Consider the following 19,100-nt stretch of genomic DNA (forward strand, 5'->3'; position numbering starts at 1 on the left):
TGTGAGCGCCGTGACGATCGGAACGGGCGGGTCGGCGAACGGTCCTGCACCGTGGTTCGGCCTACAGGGTGCCGAGGCCGTATACCATATCAATGGCGGCCAAGGTCCTGGTGAGCAAACGGCAGTTCGAGAGGTAGGGCGAGGCACTCCGAGGTCGCCTACCAAAGAGAGATCTTCATGGGGCGTCTTTTTGACGAAGCCACCAGGCAACGTACTCTTTTCAAAGCCTGGCAAAAGATCAAATCGAATGGACGTCGTTCATCTGCGGATGAAACGCGGGAAGCAATCGAGGAATTCGATAAGAACACCCTGAGTAACATCCTTAAGATTCAGAAGCAGCTTCGATCGGGGACGTTCCAGTTCGATCCTCAGCATGGGGTGACCATAAAGAAATCCAGTGGCGGCAAAAGAGGCATAGTCATGGCTTCTGTCCGTAATCGGATTGTGGAGAGGGCACTTCTCGATACGCTTCAGGATAAGTCCAAATTCGTGAGATCGGTTAATACACAACCGACCAGTGTCGGCGGTGTCCCCAACCGTAGTGTTCCCCATGGATTGCAGCTGATCGAAAATGCGTTTGCTGACGCTAAAATCCACTTTGTCCGGTCGGACATCTCTGGCTTCTTTGACGGCATTCCCAGGGAGAAGGTACTGGCAGCTATTTCACGCGATGTTGGCGACCCAGAATTCATGGGGCTCTTGGAGCAGGCGTCGACAGTTGTGTTGTACAATGAAGCGAGCCTAGGAGAAGACAGAAAAATCTTTCCTACGGACAACGAGGGGGTCGCCCAAGGTTCGCCGCTTTCTCCGCTGTTTGGAAACATCCTGCTTTATGAGTTTGACAAGAAACTCAATGGCCGCGGGGTGATGTGCGTACGCTTCGTGGACGACTTCGTCGTCATGTCAGATTCGGAAAAGCGATGCCGTGGTGCATTCAAATCTGCTCAGAAATTCCTGAAGGATCTTGGTCTCGAATGCCACGATCCGTATTCGGGGACTTCTTCACCGGACAAGGCGCAGTTCGGCAACGCTCATAGTGGCGGTTTTTCCTTCTTGGGTTACGACTGCGCGCCAGGTCTTTTTCAACCTAACAGGAAAGCCCGAAATAGCCTCCTCGAAAAAGTCCGCAGCCGGATTAAAGCAGGGCAAGTTGCCATTGGTCACGTTCGAAAAAAGCAAAATAGTTTCGCTGCAAGAAGTAGATACGTGCAGACGATGGCGGTAGTTGACAGTGTTGTTCGTGGCTGGGGGGAGGCTTTCGCCTACGGTAATGCTCCCCAAACCATCCGTGATCTGGACAGGAAGATCGATGATCTCCTGGCTGACTTTCGCGCTTGGTATGCCCTGCAGTGCAAGCACATGAACGCGAAAGACCGCCGCCGGACTGGTGGGGTCGGGCTTCTGGAAGACATCAAGCCTAAGCGCCTCCGGGAGGCTCCATTCACCCTTACCCAGCCAGAGAAATTTCGGAAAACCAAGTCTACATCCATAATCTCGACGGATGGCTCTACCGCCGGCAAATTTAACAAAGATACCGGCCTTTCTCCTGTTGGTGCGTGGGCTTTCAAGAATCACGAAACCGGAGAGGAAGTGTCGGGATCAGTATTTGAGACGACCAACAATCGTATGGAGCTTACAGCCGTCATTGAAGCCATGAAAAGGGTTTCTGTCGGCAGTTCTGCGATCATCCGGAGCGACAGCAAATACGTGTGCCACGCGGTAAACAATCAACACGTAGTCGTAGGCAATCATGACCTGTGGCAGGATTTCAGGGATGCGAACAAGGGGCGTAAAATTCGCCTGGTTTGGGTCAAAGGCCATGCAGGCGATACGTTCAACGAGGCGACTGACAAGCTTGCACGAAGAACTGCAGAGACAGCCTTAAAGTCGAAAAACGCTATGAAATTCGCTGAGAATTTGGCAGCCCATTAAAGGGTTGGAACCAGAATGATCAAATTATTTCCGGTTCCGAAGGTTTTCGTGACTCTAGCAAGCTTCTGCAAGGCTCGATCTCTGCGTTTTCCTGGTTTTGATATTGAGCGTGGCGGAAACGTGATGTTTCTTCGCTAACAAATGAGTTTGTAGAAGTCGCCGTTCGGTTTTGTTGGTCGTGACCTTTGCACGTTCAACGAAAGCCGGGTTTCCGCGTAAGGAAACGCTCAAAGCACCTGACGATCCCTTGCCCTCCGGTCGATGAGGCGTTTTCCGTTCAAACCACGCCCAGCTCTACTCCTCCCCCTTCAAAAACGGCACCAGCGCCTCCGCCAGTGCGTCCGGATTGCTCAGCTGCGGGGCGCATACCCAGCTCCAGCGTCTTGACGACAGCGCCGGGAACAAGCTCCCACATGCGCCGCTGGGCCAGCAGCACGACGGAGCGGTCGTCGGTGCACTCCACATAGAGGCGGGGCAGGGGGCCGAAGCGGGCAGGGGTCAGTTCGGACAGGATGGCCCGGGCGCCTTCGGCCTGGCGTGAGTTTTTTCGCCGCCGCCAGGGCGCCGTCCGGCGGACGATCGTTGAAGAAGATGGCCGCGGCCTCTTCCGGCGGGACGGTGCTCGACAGGCCGTCGTCCGAATAGACGATGCGGTCGCTGATGCCTTTGGAAAGCCGGGCTGGCCTTCCAGCGACTTCTGCAGCTCGCCGAAAGTCATGCCGGACGGCAGCACCTTGCGGCCTTGAGTTCAGTCAGCCACCGGGGTCGAACCTTCGATCTGCCGCTCCTCTTTCCCGTTCAGCCTGGCGTCATCTCCGAGGCATTTGACCTGCGCACACTCGATCCTGAGGAAATCTGGCCAGCCCTTCGTTTTCTCGGCTGCAGCGGCCGTGTCGGCCACAACAGCCACGGAAAGCCCGATCGAACCCGTAAGCATACGCTGGTGGTTCGCTTCCAACGCCTTCGACTTGGCCTCTTGCGAGGGCCGATCTATCTCGAAACGAACGTCGTCGGTATCGCCCGGAGAAGCAAGGACCTCTCCGAGCCCGAAAACAGTGTGCGGGTCAGTCGACCTGTTCGATTTCGGTCGGCCGCCAGGACTTGTCGAAGAAACCCGGCAGCGGGCTGTAGAGACGCAGGATCGTGAACCACCCCTTGTCCGGATCTGATTGAATCCAGTTGCCGCGCTCCACGCCTTCCGGCTGCTCGGGGCCGAAATAGACCGTCGTGCTACCGTCCTCGCTCGCAACGGCAGCGGGGCTCGGGAAGGACTGACTGCCGGCACGCGGGTATTTTTGCGGTGTCTGCAGCATCGAGCGTGTCTGATTGTCGTAGAGTGTGAACGACCAGAAGGCCGCCGCCGGAATACCTTTCGGCAGCGTCACCTTGTATGTCTTCGAGCCATCGTAAGGATTGCCGTCTGCATCGACGAAGGCCATCAGATACTGCGACCCGACTTCCGGAATGCGCATGATCATGCCAGGGCTGTCGAGGGTGTAGGCGTAGTAGAAGGCCGTACGGCTGTCGAGGGTCCGGGCGCCGGTCGGCGGAAACGGCTTGAAGATGCCGTCCTCGAATTTGGGCGGCGGCGTTTCAAAAAAGGCTCCGCCTTCGAACAGCATGTTCCCCCAGCTTGACCCTTCGTAGTAGGCCCAGCCCGGATGCTTCTTGGCAAACTGCCATTGCAGCGCCCGCCCGAAAGCCTGTCCGGTCTGTGCGGCATCCGAAAGGATTTGCTTCATCCGGTCGTCAGGGTCGAAGGCCTTGCCGTGAACAATGCCGATCGCGGCGAGCTGTCCGGCAAGTTCGACGTCATAACTCGTAGCCGGTTCATTCTGGACGTTTTCGTTGAGCAGTTCGAAGAAACCGTAGTCGCTTGGAGGGATGGTGTTGAACGAAAGCCCGCTTCCCTCGATGAATTTCATCTCCGGAATCTCGGGCTCACCTGCAAGACGAACCTTGCCCTCCAGCGCTTCGGCAATAGAGGTGCCGAAGCTGCCGGGTTTATAGGCGTAAATCTTGAGGTTCTGTTTGACGTTGTCGACGGCGGGCTTCGGATCGTCACCGTTTGCGATGAAAGCCCTCAGCGCATAGAGAACCGTATTGGTTTTCGCATGAGCAACGAAATAACCTCCTTCCGGAAGCGGGCCGTCATAGTCAGGTCCCACGATAAGATATTTACCACCAAGGCCCCGGTCCGGGCCCGGCTTGCCGATATCGATCACCCACTGGAACCACATGTCGTTGAGCGTGCCGAGACCATCGGTCGGCTGGTCGATCACCACCGGACCTTCGGAAAGATCGATATAGGCCATGTAGTAGACCGTGTCGGCGTTCGCGGTCAGGAACAGTGACGTGGAGTCCATAAGATCGGAGAAAATGATGACGTCGCCGCTGCCTGCACCAACGCTTTCCATGCCCTTCTTGATCGCAAGTGCAGAAGCGCCGCGGAAACTGTTGTTGTAGGCATTGATCGCACGTGTGAAATCAATCGTGTCGAAAACGGTTTGCGCCGTCTTGTCGGTCGGCGCGCCCTTGTTGAATTCCAGCGTTCCTATGCGCGTATCGACGGTTTGGGGCGCGGACATTGCCTTGAGGACGTCGGCAGAAACATCCGCAAATGCGACTCCACTCGATCCGAAAGCGGATGCGGTCAGCAGTGATACCGCAACGCCGATCTTCCGATAGTGAGTTAATGATTGCATTTTATCCTCCACTCGAAAACCAACTGTCTGTGATGGAAGCCCCGGGCAAATTTGCCTTCACGGCCATGTAAGCAAGAAAGTATGTCGTACGCGACGGGACAGCCTCGTCATTTCACGACAGGCGTCCGTATTATCTTCAAAAACGACGTCAATGCTGGCTCTGACAGGTTTTCCGGTATTCGGTCGGTGTTACGCCAGTCCATTGCCGGAAGGACCTCGAAAAATTCGAGGCGTCCTGAAACCCGAGTTCAAGTGCAATATCGAAAATTCTAAGGTCGGAATCCTGCATCAGCCGCAGCGTTTTCTCGAACCGGATCTGCGACAGGAGTTCAGAATAGTCTTGTCCGAGCGCGCGCAGTCTTCGTTGCAGTGTGCGCGGGTGCACCCCCAGGGCCTGGGCCACATGTTCCAGCCCGGATTGCCTTTCAGGCATCAGTGTCATGATAACCTGCCGCAACGATCCCAGAAAATCATTGCCAGGTGTCGCGGTATCAAAAGCATCCTTGTCGCTGACAGCGCCGCGGCAATCTTCATGCCGGTGCACAGGAAGACTGAGCAAGGCAGCAGGAAAGGAAAACCCGCTGTATCTGGATTGTCGAAATTCCGGCTCGCAGAATTCCTCCCTCAGTATCGAGATGTCGTTGAGGTCGGGTGTAAGGACAATGCTCGGTTGCCAGTTCCGGCCGGCTGCAAGCCGGATCATGTCGCGCATCAGTGTAAGTGCACAGTGCCGTGCGTAGCGGCTGCCGGGCTTTGTTTCGTGAACGTAGGTGTGGAGGAAAAAGGCCATGTCCTTGGTCTTGCGCATCCACCAGACACGCTCTGCCGAACTGTAGAGCGAGAATGTTGATTGAACCTTGTTCAATGCGTCGTTCAAGGTCAGAGAACGGTAGAGGCTTCGGCCGAAAGCCCCGAGCTCCACGACGCGAAAGTTCCTGCCGACCAGGATGCCGAAATCTTCACGTCCGAGTTTATGAGCGCCCTTTTCAAGGAAGCTGTGCGCGAGATGAACGGGGACCAGTGCCTCTCCGTCCCGGTGCACGATCGCCGGCACCAGATCCCGCTCGATACCGCGATCAATGGACACACCCGCCGTGTCGAGAAATTCGACAAACGGCAGATAGGCACTCCCTCGAACCTGCGGCACCGGAGTCATGCGAACAACCTTCGCGTATTCAACAATTTTGCGAAATTACGATACGTAAGTAACAATGACAATGCGAAACGGACGAGAGACGTGGTTTCACTTTGTCTTGCACTTTCATATTCTTGCATTCAGATCCTTGAACCAATGAAGTCTGGCTTCCGGAAGGATCGGAAGCCAAAATGCATGGGACGGCAATCTGCATCACAAATCGGCTCCGAGTCAGTTCCCATCAGTCACCGTCGAGCAGGAACGACAATCAGCCCCCGTCTTCAGCGTCCTGACGATGGCGCCGGGGACGAGGTCCCGCATGCGGCGTTGGGCCTGCAGGACGACGGAGCGGTCGTGGGTCGCCTTCACATAGAGATGGGGCAGGCGTATTTGGAAAGCGTATTCCATAGGCCAGGAAGCTCGGCTCTTTCGGATTGCTGCCGACTAAGAGCTGACTTGGGAAACGCCCTCATCAGTGTCCGTTTTGCGCCCTCAGTTCGGACGTTCGCTTGAGGCCCTTGTTTGTGTTCAAAAAGCTGGCTTTGAACTTATGCGGCAGTAGGAGTGAGAAGCGCGGATGGTTTATGTCAGGTGCCTTCTGTCCGCCTCAGCTTTTCTTTAAAGTTCCATTTTCAACCCTGCCGGAGGCCCCGAAGGTGTAACCAACTCCGTAGACAGACTTTATGGGCTGCTCTGACGTCGTTCTGCCGTGGATCTTGCGTCGCAGCCTGCTGACAACCGCATCGAGATGCCGATTGTCGAATTGGGTCTGCCGTCTTGAGAGAACCCGGGAGAGCTCGTCTCGTGTGCAGGTTTCACCGGTACGTTCGATCAGCGTGCTGACAAAGACGTTTTCCGTTGCCGTCAGCGGTACCACCGCCCCATCGGGCGCCAACAGCTTCCATGCGGTCGCGTCCAGATGCCATTGCGGCTGGGATCCCGCCTGCGTTTCAGGTGTCAGTCGCCGTAACAGGCTTTGCACCGCCGCGCAGATTTCCCGCAAACTGGTGTGTTTGACGAGATAGATATCAGCGCCGCTGTCAAAGCCCTGGACGCGGCTTTCCGGATCGCCATGGGCCGTTAGCATGATGATGCCGCAGTTGAGTCTGGCACGAATGTCTTGCGCCAGTTCGAAGCCGTTACCGTCGGGGAGCGAAATGTCGAGAATGATGACGTCGGGCAGTTCGGAAGCGTCCAGTCTGGCGCGCATGTCCGCCTTGGTTCCGACACCCACGGCATCGAAGCCGTTCAAACCCATATAGTCGACGAGATCCGCGCGCAGGGCGTCTTCGTCTTCGACGATCAGAATACGGCTCATTCGGCCTCCACCGTCATGCGTTCCTTCGTTTGCTTGGGCATGGGCCCGGCTCTCGGAAGATGAAGCCGGGCAAGCGTACCGCCGTGTTCCCGTCGGTGCAGCTCGAGGCCACCGTCGTGATAGTCGAGCAACTGTCGGCAGGTGTGAAGGCCGAGGCCGCTGCCACCGGTGCCGCTGGTGTTGGACGCACGATAGAAGCGGAAGCCGATCTGGCCGATTTCCTCTTCGGGAATGCCGATCCCGCGATCCGCGACCTCGATAACCAAACGGTCGTCCCTTACGGAAAAGTCGACTTCAACGGGGGCCGTCACACCGGAATATTTCAGAGCGTTGTCGATCAGGTTGACGATGACGGTCTTGAGCATCTCGACATCCGCCTGGAAACCGGGAAGTCGAACGACGCCGGTGAATGTCAGTCGTTTGCCGAGCGCGGCATGCTCGAAATGCTGCTGGATGTCGCTCACCAGCGCCGGTATGTCGACCGTTTCGATCTTCAGCACACCTTCTTCCTGGCGCTCGCTCGACAGAAACCGGTCGATCAGCATGGTCATGCGGGACACGGCTTCGTCAATACCGCGAATCCGCCTGGAGACGGGTTCCTCGGGATTGGGCAGCATCACGGACAGCATGTCGCTGGCATAACGGATTGCCGCCAGCGGTGTGCGGAACTCGTGACTGACCATGCGCATCAACTGGCGCTGTTCCTTGCGGGCGGTCTTTTCACCCTCCAGGCTGGTCGAAAGTTCCTGTTCCAGCCGCCGCCTGATCGAGATTTCCCGGGCCAGCGCGGAATTGCGGTCGCGAAGGTCCATGGACAAGCGCATGCCAACCATGAACACAAGGCAGATGAAGAAGCCGGTGATGAATACGTGGCCTTGGAAGAAGTACCAGGCGTTAATGTCACTGAGTACCCGCCTGTTGGCAAAGGTCGCAGGATGCCAATGGACCAGTGCGCTTTGAAGCAGGCTTGCGCCGACATATTCGGCAAGCAGGGCAATGGTGATCCAGCGCAGAAAGCGCGGCTGGCTACGGTCCACGGCAAGTGTGCGGATCATGAGCCCCATCATGACGGTGGTGATGGCAGTCGAGGCGTGAATGCGAACTGCAAGATTTTCCGGAACGAAGGTGACCGCGGCAGTCCAGGAAACGAACTGGGCAATGAGACATGTTGTGCCGATCCACAAATACCGCTTCTGGCCGAGAAAGCGCGCAAGCCCGTCCGCCCACAGCACAAGGCCGAACTTGATGACCATGTTGTCCGTGACGATACGCAGGAGGGACGGGTCGGGCCCGCGCTGCAGATAGAGAAACAGTCCCACGGCGATGGCTACGAACCCGGCGGCTATGACCTTGAGTTCATATATTTGCCGGCAGAAAATCCAGACGAGCATCCAGGCGGTTGCCATGAAGGCCGTTGTGGTAAATTCCAGCAGCAACATCGTCTTGAGGTCGATCATGGGTCTTTGATGGCCGAACGCCGTACCCGGTTCAAGTCACAGATTGGTGCCGCGGATAAGAGTTGCCTTCTTTGTGAGCAAGTGTCACCGAAAGGCGGCAACTCTCGTCAGAATCTGTCAGAATTGATTAGTATTGATAGGTAGAATCCGGGACTTGCCTATCTGTAATTACACCAATGTTTGCCGTCGTGGGCACAGGACGACGCGGCAATGGGAGTAATGCAGGACATGGCAAAGGCAATCCGGAACCACCGCACGCGGCATGCTGCGGGCAAGAACGCCTGTCTTTCTATCCGCCGGGAGCGCGCGTCTCTGGTGGCTTTCCTCCTGCTGACTACGGCGCTTGTCCCCACGGACGTCCTTGCCGGCGATGATCTTCCGTCCGGGGGGCGGTTCACGCATGGCAACGGCACGATCATCCTCAACGGAACCCGTATGGACATCCGCCAGGCGGCGGAAACAGGCATCATCACCTGGGACGGGTTTTCCGTCGGGGCGGACAAGCAGGTGCATTTCGACAATGGCAACGGCGCCACGCTCAACCGGGTGACCGGCAATGTGCCCAGCACCATCGATGGCAGCCTGACGGCTTCCGGCAGTGTGTTCCTGATCAATCCGGCAGGCGTCACGGTGGGCAGCGGCGGGCTGGTTTCGACCGGAGGTTCCTTCGTCGCCTCGACACAGGATGTTTCCAACGCCGATTTCCTGAATGGCGGCGGCATGACCTTTTCCGGTTCCAGCACCGCCGAGGTCCGCAATGCCGGCACGATCCGCTCCGCGCAGGGAGATATCGCGCTGATCGCGCGGCGGGTGGCAAACACGGGCCGCCTTGAGGCGCCGAACGGCACCGCCGGACTTGCCGCCGGCTATGAGGTTCTGATGAAGGAAACGGCCGATGCCGACGGCCTGCTTTCGGTCTCTGTCGGCGGCGCGGATACCGAAGCCGTCAATTCCGGCACGATCGAGGCGGCCAACGCGGAAATCCGTGCCAATGGCGGCAATGTTTATGCGCTGGCGGGCAACACGGAAGGCGTCGTCAAGGCCACCGGCGTCAGCACCACCGGCGGCCGGATTTTCCTGACGGCCGGCAACGCGGGCAAGGTACGCGTCACAGGCAGGGCCAAGGCACGAAAGCTGGCGGAAAACGTACCGGTCCCCGGAGCCAAACCGGCAAGCGAGGGGGGGAACATCACCGTCACGGGTGGTGAGATCACCATTGCCGGAACGCTCGACGCCTCGGCCGAAAGCAATGGCCTCAAGGGCGGTGAGATCATGATCTTTGCCGAGGACACGGCGAGGGTTTCCGGTTCGCTGAGTGCGCGGGGCGGGACAGGCGGCGAAGGCGGTTTCATAGAGACCTCCGCGAAGACCAACGTCGATTTCACGGGAGTAACGGTCGACACCTCCGCCGCAGGCGGCACCACCGGACTGTGGCTGATCGATCCGGAGGATATCATCGTCGATGCAGCGGGGGCCGCGACCATCGCCGGCAATCTCGGCAGTTCCAACGTCACGTTGCAGACCACCTCGACGACGGCAAGCGGCCCGATTGCCGGAACGGCCGGCGGCGACGGTGACATCACGATCAATTCGGCGATCAGCTGGTCGAGCACAAACACGCTGACGTTGAACGCTTACAACGACATCACGATCAACGCGGCCATCGACGGCCAGAACGGTGGGCTGACCCTCTTGGCCTACGGCAACAGCGGTGCGGACAATGTCGGCACGATCTCCACGGGGGCGGGCGGCGCCGTGGATGTCGACAGTTTTACGCTGACCAGAGGTGTCTGGGACCAGGTCGGCGCTGGCCTGCCATCGTTTGCCGCGAACAACATGAACATTGGCGGTTACCGTACCTTCATCCGTGCGCTGGGTGGCGACGGCACCTACCTCAACCCATACCAGCTCTTCGATATCTATGGCCTGCAAGGGATCGCGTTGCAGGACCAGCGCGTCAGCACCGGTTCCTTCGATTACAGCCTCTATTATGAACTCGCCAACGATATCGATGCGTCAGCCACATCGTCCTGGAATGGTGGAGCGGGCTTTGACCCTGTCAACTTTAATGGAAGCCTGGACGGCAAGGGGCATACGATTGACCGGCTCTACATCAACCGGCCCGCAGAAGACAATGTCGCACTCATAAGCTACTGGCAAGACAACTATTTCACCTCGGGGCGAGACCTGGAGATCAAGGACCTCACACTCACCAACGCGTCTGTCACCGGAAACAGCCAGACGGCGATCCTGGTTGGCGATACCGGCGGAGGGAACTACCACGGCCACAACATCTCGAATGTCACTGTCAGCGGCACCGTTGAAGCGGGTTCCTGGGGTGGCGGCGTCGTGGCCCGGTATTTTGGCAACATCAACCAATCGATCATGACCAACGTGCATGCCGATGTTGTCCTCACGACGAACTCTGGAGGCAGTGCTTCTGGCGGTCTGGTCGCGATCATGGATGAAGGCCTGACGATCTCGAATTCCAGCTCGACGGGCACAATAAATGGAGGGCGGGTCGGTGGTCTTGTCGGAACCACCAACGAAGAAAACAACAGGATCGAAAATTCCTATTCGACAGCGACCGTCATTGCGTCCGGCAGTTTCCGGGATGCCGGGGGACTGGTCGGCGACACGGAAGACCTCACGATTTCGAACTCCTATTTTGCCGGGCAGGTGCTCGGCACGAACGGGGCTTCCGCGGGCGGTCTTGTCGGCGACGCCGACCGGAACACAGTCATTGAAAACTCCTTTGTCACTGGTCTCGTGGAGGCCGAAGGGTATGCGGGGGCACTTGTCGCTGAAGTCGGTGCCAGCAGCGTTTCCATCACCGACTCGGCATGGGATACGGACACCACCGGACAGAGCGACGCGATCGGTTACACGCCCTCCTTCTATACCCCGACCGTGACCAACACGGGCGGTCGGACCACTTCGGCCATGCAGAATACGCTCACCCTGGGCAGCTTCACTCTGGACAGTTCGACGTGGGGCACCGGCAGCGGTCTCTATCCCTATTTCAACTGGGAGTATTCCTCCACGCCCGAGGCCATTTCGGGCACCGTCTACAGCGACGCCGGCACGACCGCCCAGTCCGGTGCCACTGTCAGTGCCTTGTCCGGCGGCAACCTGATCGGCAGCGCGGCAAGCGGAGCGAACGGCTATTATTACATCCTGACCTCATCCGGATCGCTCGATGCCGCCGGTGTCCTGTCCTATTTGGACGGCGAAAGCACCAAGGCGGCAGTCTTCAAGGACACGGTGTCCGCGGCCGGGGTTTCCGGCGCCGATATCTGGGGCAATGCCTTCAACGTGAATACCGGCAGCGCGGCGATGACGGACGTGGTCACCGACCTGGACACGACCATCGGGTCGATCAGCGACACCGATCTCAATTTTCTACTCAACACGTCCTCGGTCGTGCGAACCGACCAGAACGGCAACAGCCTCGATTTCAATTTGAATGCGACATCCAACTTCAACCTCGACAGCAATCTATATGCCGGCGACAACCTGACTGTTGCTACGAATGGCATATTTTCGGTCGGCAGGAGCAATACCATTCTGTGGGCCATCGACGGCGACCTGAAGGTGAACGGCGATGTCGCCTGGACGAACAGCAACCAGTTGAGCCTCTACGCCGACACCAGCAACACTTCCATCACGATCAACGGTTCGGTCACCGCCGCGAACGGCAAGCTGCGCGTGGACCGGACGGGCAGTGCCACAAATGTCTCATCGACGGCGACAGGTGACATTTCCGTAGACGAATTTCAGTCCGACACCAGCTGGAGCCAGATCGGCAGCACTCTGCCGGACTTCTACGCCCGGGACTTTTCCATCGAGAACGGGCAGTTCCTGCGCGCGCGCGGCGGCGACGGTTCGGTGGCAAACCCGTATCGGATCTTCGATGTCTACAGTCTTCAGGGCATACAATCGGGTGCCGGGACCACGCCGGTAAACTATATCCTGACCCAGGATATCGATGCCTCAGGCACAACAGCCTGGAACGGCGGTTCCGGCTTTGCATCGACAAGCCTTCGCGGCAATTTCGACGGTGGAGGCCATACGATCGACGGTCTGACCTCGACAGGCAACCTCAATTCGATCGGGCTGTTTGGCATCGTTAGAGCGGATGGCCAGGATATCTCCATACATGACCTCAAGCTGACAAACGTGAATATCGCGGGCGGCATCGGTGTCGGCGGTCTCATCGGCGCGGCCACGTCCGGTACGATCTCGGTGTCGGATGTCTCCGTGGGAGGCAGCGTGACCGGAAGTGGCAATGTCGGCGGTGCCGTCGGTGTGATTTCGTCGGCCTACACGATTGCCGACGTTCGCTCGTCGGCTGACGTGAGCGCCGCGGCCTATGGCGCCGGTGGCCTTATCGGCAACAGCGATTCTTCCGGAACAGGATCGGTTATCCGCTCGTCCGCTTCCGGAAATGTCAGCGGCCGGTACGATGCCGGCGGACTGATCGGCAGGGCCACATATGTCGACGTCTCCAGATCCCATGCAAGCGGCAATGTCACGATTCTGGCGGACAATACAGGCGGCGGCACAACACCCTATGGCGGCGGCGGACTGATCGGGTCAATTTCCGGCGGTTCCATCGACCTCTCCTATGCGACGGGGACGGTCCAAAGCTCCGATAGTACCGCACAGCGTCTGGGTGGCCTGGTCGGCTATTCCCTGGCCCCGATCACCCGCTCCTTTGCCACCGGCGACGTGATCCATTCCGGCAGTGTTGCCGGTGGACTCGTCGGCGTGACTTTCGGCAGCATCACCGACAGCTATGCGACAGGCGACGTTTCAGGCACGGACAAGATCGGGGGGCTTGTCGGCTGGATGCTGAACGGATCTTCAGTGAACCGCAGCTATGCGACCGGGTCGGTCAACGCGAGTGTGAATGGCGGCGGACTGGTCGGGACAATGGTCACGGGGACAATCACGCTTTCCGACAGCGTCTGGGATACGCAAACCACCGGTCAAAGCTCTGCCATAGGCAATCAGCTTGGTGGCGCGGTCAGCAACGTCTCGGGCGTCGACAGCGCTGCCATGATGCGTCTGGACACATTTGTCGCCGCAGGTTTCGGCATCGACGATCAGGGCGGGACTTCGAACACCTGGAGGATCTACGAGGGACAAACGGCGCCGCTTCTGCGTGGTTTCCTCACAGCGGTTACCGTAACCGCGGACGACAAGACCAAGACCTATGACGGCTCGGTCTATTCGGGTGGATTCACCTATTCCCTGTCCGACAGCGGCGTCGCTCTTCTGGGGGCTTTCGGAGGGGGCGATGCCGCCTCCGCGACGGCCGTCGGCAGCTATGCGATCGGCAGTGAGTTCTATTCCGACCAGTTCGGCTACGACATCGTCGACGCGCCGGGCACGTTGACGATCACGGAAGTCGCTCCCGACAGTCCGGATCCGTTGCCCCAGGTTTTGGAGCGCAACCGGCTGGCAGGCCCCGATGCGCTCGAACTGGATCCCGAGGTATCCGATGTCTGCGAACCCGGCGTCATCGGCGGCAAGGACAGCGTGCATCCCTGCAACAGCCGCTTTGGTACCTGGTTGAGCGCGGTGGCCGAATAGACATGATCCTGCTTCGCAATCTCCGGAGCGCCGTCCTGCTGGCAAGTGTCCTGCTCGTACCGGCCGGCGCCGCCGCCCAGCAGGCTCTGGAACGAAACCCGCCTGAGCCGGCGCCCGGAGAGCCGGTTTCGCTTGAGGTGGAAGATCAGGATTATGGCAAGGCCGACACCACGCCACTTGGTGTCGATGTCGCCGGCATCTACCTGATCGGGCAGGATGACGAGGTGGTCGCACGGGCAGCCGAGGGGATCGGCGGTCCCGCACAGGCTCTTGCGCCGGACGCCTTGCGCACGGCGTTGTCGCCCTATATCGGCAGGCCTCTGTCACTGGCCCTTGCCGGCGAGATCCAGGCGACGATCGCACGGGTCTACCGTGACGCGGGCTTTCCGTTTGTTTCGGTGACGCTGCCACCGCAGGAAATCACCGGCGGGGTCCTGCAGGTCAGGGTCATCGAGTTCCGCTCCGGCAATGTCGATGTCCGGGGCGTGCCGTCTGAGGAGGCCGAGCGGATCCGGGCTCGGCTCAGGATCAGCCCGGGCGCGCGTATCGATGCGCGCGCGCTGGAGGAGGATCTCGACTGGATCAACCGTTCGCCATACCGGCGTTCCGACGGCGTGTTCCGTCCGGGCGAAGAAGCCGCGCTCAGCAATCTGCAGATCACCGTTGACAGGGGCAAACCCTGGCAGGTCTTTGCCGGCTGGTCCAATTCCGGATCGCAGGACACGGGGCGAAACCGCTACTTTCTCGGCGGCAATGTTCGGCTGCCGTTGCCCGGCGGGCCATGGATTTCCTATCAGGCAACCGCGAGTGACGATATCTGGAGCGATCCGGCCGCCCTCATTCCGCGCCAGGGAGATTATCCCTCCTATATCTCCCATGCCGGCCGCATCACTATCCCGACCTTCGCCCGGCAAAGCCTGGAAATTGCTCCGGCTCTTGTGGCAACACGCCAGACGCCCAATCGCTTCTTCGCTTTCGAGAACACGACCTACGAACTGCCGATTATCTACCGTTCCGCCGTGTCCAATCTGCTGCCGGGGCAATATTGGGGCGATCTCTATGGCGGGCTTGAATTCAAGAGGCTGGAACGGGTCACTTTCTTCAACGGCCTTGAAGTTGGGGACGGAGCAGCGGATCTGCTTCAGTTCGTTCTTGGCTGGAGCGATACGATTAGCGACCCCTATGGCCGGACCGCCATTGATCTCAGGGTGAAAGCCAATCCCGGCGGTGTGCTGCAGGGCAATGGGGCAACCACCTGGCAGACCTTTTCGAACGGGCGCGTCCAGTCGGTCGAATATGCCTATCTGGCCGTGGATATCAGCCGTGCGACATCGCTGCCCGGCCGGTTCTCCTGGATCAGCAGCGCCTCAGGAACCTTGAGTGGCCAGGTGCTGCCGGATACCGAGCGGATCTCGCTGGGGGGGCGCTACGCCGTGCGCGCATACAACTACGACGATACCAGCGTCGACACCGGCGTGATCTGGCGTAACGAGTTGCGCCTGCCGATCCTGTCGCCGATTTCAGATCTGCTCTCCGGGGAGCAGCCGATGGCCTTTGCCGACAGTGCTGCGCTATACGCGTTCGCCGATATCGGCTTCGGCATCGATCATGCGACCGACAAGAGCGCGACACTCGGCGGTGTCGGCGCCGGGCTCGATTATTCCCTGGGCGACCATTTGCAGGCGAATTTCATCGCCGGTGTCGCCTTGCGCGACAGTGGAGAGACCCAGGCCGGGGACTGGAATTTCCAAGCTTCGATTACCGCGCGTTTCTAACTGTCCGCGCACAGGATTTCCTTTGGTCGATTTCCACGATGAAGAACGGCCGTAAGGCGGGTTCGGCGGACAAGAATTCAATACCAACGGACCTGCTCCCGGCTCCGCAGTTACGTCAGCCAAGCGAGCGGCAGCTTTACCTGTTTCAGTTCCAACACCTGCCAGTCCGCAGACGGCCCCATTCCGGGAACTCGCAGGACTGGAGGCGTATACCCTCCAGTCCTTGGATGGCAAAAGCCAACTCGCCCGACGCACTCATTTCAAAAATGGTACCAGCACCTCGGCCAGTGCACCCGGATTGCTCAGCTGCGGCGCAGCCCGGTATCCGGCATCTTGACAATGACGCCAGGGACCAGGTCCAGCATACGGGGCGAACACGTCCGCTCGTCAATCCCGCCGGCCTTTCATATTGATCCTTCAAGGATGAAATCGGTTTCGCAATCCCCGTCCGGGTCCGGGCGCGAGCTTGCCAACCGCTGCCCGGCTGGCCTATCCATTGAAGCAGGCAACGCTGCCGGCGCTTCGAACCTGGGCCAGGTCCGGTCCTGATGCGGGACCGCGACGTAAGCCCCAGTCGCCACCACGCAAGTTTACGGGCTTCGACACACGCCGCCGCAGAACGATCTTCAGGAGAGTAAGATCATGAAAGTAGAAAAGATTTCTGATCTCATTGACTGGACCAGGGCCCTGCACCAACAGCTTGCCGAGCGTATGGCCGACGGATCGACGCACCATGAGCAGGAGATGGCCAAGTTGCTGTTGTCCTATCTCGCTGACCACGAAAAGGCTTTGGCGAAAATGATCGACGGCTTCGAGCAGCGCGCCGATTCCAAAGCCCTCAATACCTGGGTTTACGACTATCTGGAGCACAAGCCGATCGAGCTTCACCGCAGCAGCAACGCCCCCTTCGCGGAAATGGACTTCGATGAGATCTGCAAGTCGATGTTCGACGTTCACAACCAGGCGATCGATCTCTATCGCGAATTGCACGGGCGCGTCGATATTCCCGAAGCGAAAGAGCTGCTTCAAGCCCTCCTGGATATGGAAGAGCACGAGACGATGCGTCTCGCTCAGCAGACGAACCGAATGCGGGATATGTAAAGGTTCGGCGAGCCAGGAAAAAATTCAAAGTCCCCGACGACCTGATACCGGTGACGACCTGAAACCGGTCCCGCGGCTAGATGTACTCGCCCATTCCGGTCTCGCCCTTGAGGGCTACAACATTCACACATTTTATTTTCGCTCCAGCCGCACCGGGTGGATCGCGATGTGAACCGTCCCGGTTTTCGGGACGTGTGGCGAGGGGAATTGGATCACCCGGACTTCGCCGTGTGATGACGCAGAGCGTGCGGGTGAGCCTTGCCATTCCCTCGGTGTCATTGCCCGGCGAAGTCCGGGCAATCCACTCGCATCGGCCAAACGGCAAGGAGGGAGAAGATCTGTGTAACCGGCAGCCCTCAAGGGGGAGACGGGAGTGAGCGGGACTGCTTTTCGTGTCCACTCTATCCCGGATGCGGAATACCACAGATATGTCAGATGCTTGAAGAAAGACTGCATGGCCAAACCGGACAGGAGTGGGTCTGACCGGCGGCCGGTCGCGGAAGGGAGCCGGAACGCAGATCAGGGAAGCCGCCGAACGGCCTGGCATCACGGAGCGCCTGCTGCGCGACGACAAAAAGGAAGGCCTCATGGAAGCCCGCCGTTCCGAGAACGGCTATCGCAGTTCCTCCGACGCCGACCTGCGCCGCGCGGGCCGGATCCTCGATCTCATCGCCACGGGCTTTTCAACGCGCGAAGTCCTCGCGATGGCGCCCTGCCTCTCCGACGAGGGCGCGGGCCCGTGCGAGGACGGCATTCCGCAACTGCTGAAAAAGCTGGAACAGACCGACCGGCTCAGGGCAGACATTGACGCCAAACGCGACGCCGTCTTCGACCGCTTAGGCCTCGCCCGTCTTCGCCTTCCAGTAGATCCAATTCAGGAATGCATCCGCCTCTGACAAGTCGGCGGCGCCGATGCGTGCGCCGAGCGCCTTAATCGTGTCGCACACCTGCTCATAGCGGTCAGGTCCGATTGCGCGGAACTTCGCGTGGGGTGCTACTGATATACCAAGGATCGACAGCGCACCGGCGGTGTTGCCGTTGTAGACCGCATATCTCGTGGGGGCGAATGTGCACAAAATCTCTGTCGCCATGTTGATACCCACGCCCGGGATGGTATCGGCCGCACTCTTCATCTCGGCATAGCCCTTGTGTGGCGAGCGCCGACTGGCCTCGTGTGCGAGGGCGAATAGCTCAATCATCTTCCTCGGGTGCTCTAGAGCCTTGCTTCCCTGGCGGGGAATGCTGCCCGATCCCCAGAGGTGCTGCCCGCCGGAGCTTCCCATAAGGTCGCCGAGACTCTGCCGGAGACCCTTTCCTGCAGCGGCGTCGATCGGCTTATCAGCAAGCGCGGCGATCAATTTCTGTAGCCCGAGAGCCTTGACGCGGTTTCGTCGTCGGAGCGTCTGCTCCGCAGCCGTCCCGGGATCTGCAAGATAGCGAGTGTGCCACTCCGTTATCACGCGTAGGTCTAAGCCCTTGAGAAGTGCCCGTTCACGCGCCTTCTCGTACTTCGCTCGTTCGCGTCGATCTATCTCGTATGCCGACTTATACTGCTGGAGGACCAGCATATCGAGTTTCTGAAACCGCTCCCAGTTCCGGTATCGCTCGAATGTTTGAGCCAATTGCCCAGTGAGCGCATCGCCTGCTCCGTGGTCGATGCGCAGGGACAATTCTTCGTTTGATCGTAGCGCACCGTGCGTAAGGTTCGCTGAGCCGATGATGCTATGCCATCGTTTGCCCCGACGTGCCGAATAAATTTTTGTATGGAAAGTCGCCGACGACCTGCCCGCCACCATCACGCAGCACCTCGGATTGCGCTTGCCAAGCTCGAGCATTCGCTGTAACGCCGCAGGTTCGGTTAGGAAAAAGTCGGTGCCGACGAACAGCTCAACTGTCGCGCCTGCGGCGAGCCGCTTCTTCAAGATCGGAGCGATGTAGTCGGCTCCACGCTTCTTGAGGAAGGCGACAGCGATGATAATCGTGTCGGCACCGTTGATGAGCTCGGCAATGGAACCGGCGTGGTCGGCGCCATACGTGTTAGATATGAGCATTTGTGCCCTTCCGACTTCACGACATACC

13 protein-coding genes are annotated in these 19,100 nt (G+C 59.1%); 5 read left to right on the top strand and 8 right to left on the bottom strand.

Annotation, left to right across the window (positions count from 1 at the left end; translation table 11 throughout):
* Window positions 1-177: 177 nt before the first annotated feature.
* Window positions 178-1,932: an RNase H family protein gene (locus ACN0SO_RS01560; RefSeq protein WP_417673825.1), complete on the top strand. Its 1,755-nt coding sequence runs from the start codon at window positions 178-180 to the stop codon at window positions 1,930-1,932.
* 277 nt (window positions 1,933-2,209) lie between these two features.
* On the opposite strand, the gene ACN0SO_RS01565 is transcribed toward ACN0SO_RS01560, so the two are convergent.
* From ACN0SO_RS01565 to ACN0SO_RS01595, 7 genes are all read right to left on the bottom strand, one after another.
* Window positions 2,210-2,650: a hypothetical protein gene (locus ACN0SO_RS01565; RefSeq protein WP_417673827.1), complete on the bottom strand. Its 441-nt coding sequence runs from the start codon at window positions 2,648-2,650 to the stop codon at window positions 2,210-2,212.
* A gap of 30 nt (window positions 2,651-2,680) precedes the next feature.
* Window positions 2,681-2,869, bottom strand: coding sequence for a hypothetical protein (locus ACN0SO_RS01570; RefSeq protein ID WP_417673829.1), 189 nt, complete (start codon window positions 2,867-2,869; stop codon window positions 2,681-2,683).
* A gap of 127 nt (window positions 2,870-2,996) precedes the next feature.
* Entirely contained in the window at window positions 2,997-4,637 is a 1,641-nt protein-coding gene (locus ACN0SO_RS01575) for a DUF1254 domain-containing protein (protein WP_417673831.1), read from the bottom strand.
* Window positions 4,638-4,785: 148 nt separating this feature from the next.
* Window positions 4,786-5,691, bottom strand: coding sequence for a helix-turn-helix domain-containing protein (locus ACN0SO_RS01580; protein ID WP_417673833.1), 906 nt, complete (start codon window positions 5,689-5,691; stop codon window positions 4,786-4,788).
* 312 nt (window positions 5,692-6,003) lie between these two features.
* Window positions 6,004-6,180 (bottom strand): hypothetical protein, encoded by a 177-nt coding sequence (locus ACN0SO_RS01585; RefSeq protein ID WP_417673835.1) that lies wholly within the window; start codon window positions 6,178-6,180, stop codon window positions 6,004-6,006.
* A 199-nt stretch (window positions 6,181-6,379) separates the two neighbouring features.
* Entirely contained in the window at window positions 6,380-7,090 is a 711-nt protein-coding gene (locus ACN0SO_RS01590; RefSeq protein ID WP_417673837.1) for a response regulator transcription factor, read from the bottom strand.
* A complete protein-coding gene (locus ACN0SO_RS01595) occupies window positions 7,087-8,547 on the bottom strand; it encodes a sensor histidine kinase (protein ID WP_417673839.1) in 1,461 nt (486 codons plus the stop codon). The genes ACN0SO_RS01590 and ACN0SO_RS01595 overlap by 4 nt, the downstream gene beginning before the upstream one ends.
* A gap of 228 nt (window positions 8,548-8,775) precedes the next feature.
* Between ACN0SO_RS01595 and ACN0SO_RS01600 the strand changes: the two genes are divergently transcribed.
* The 4 genes from ACN0SO_RS01600 (at window position 8,776) to ACN0SO_RS01615 (ending at window position 17,917) form a co-directional block, all read left to right on the top strand.
* Window positions 8,776-14,145 carry a filamentous hemagglutinin N-terminal domain-containing protein gene (locus ACN0SO_RS01600; protein WP_417673841.1) on the top strand — a complete coding sequence of 1,790 codons (5,370 nt, stop codon included), beginning with the start codon at window positions 8,776-8,778 and terminating at the stop codon, window positions 14,143-14,145.
* A gap of 2 nt (window positions 14,146-14,147) precedes the next feature.
* Window positions 14,148-15,920, top strand: coding sequence for a ShlB/FhaC/HecB family hemolysin secretion/activation protein (locus ACN0SO_RS01605; protein ID WP_417673843.1), 1,773 nt, complete (start codon window positions 14,148-14,150; stop codon window positions 15,918-15,920).
* Window positions 15,921-16,562: 642 nt separating this feature from the next.
* Window positions 16,563-17,021, top strand: a complete 459-nt coding sequence (locus ACN0SO_RS01610; RefSeq protein ID WP_417673845.1) for an ATPase — start codon at window positions 16,563-16,565, stop codon at window positions 17,019-17,021.
* A 473-nt stretch (window positions 17,022-17,494) separates the two neighbouring features.
* Window positions 17,495-17,917 carry a MerR family transcriptional regulator gene (locus ACN0SO_RS01615; protein ID WP_417673847.1) on the top strand — a complete coding sequence of 141 codons (423 nt, stop codon included), beginning with the start codon at window positions 17,495-17,497 and terminating at the stop codon, window positions 17,915-17,917.
* Here ACN0SO_RS01615 and ACN0SO_RS01620 read toward each other — a convergent pair.
* Window positions 17,858-19,072 carry a phospholipase D-like domain-containing protein gene (locus ACN0SO_RS01620; protein WP_417673849.1) on the bottom strand — a complete coding sequence of 405 codons (1,215 nt, stop codon included), beginning with the start codon at window positions 19,070-19,072 and terminating at the stop codon, window positions 17,858-17,860. The genes ACN0SO_RS01615 and ACN0SO_RS01620 overlap by 60 nt on opposite strands.
* Between the last annotated feature and the right edge of the window lie 28 nt (window positions 19,073-19,100).

This window comes from Roseibium sp. (assembly GCF_048260565.1).
GTDB lineage: Bacteria > Pseudomonadota > Alphaproteobacteria > Rhizobiales > Stappiaceae > Roseibium.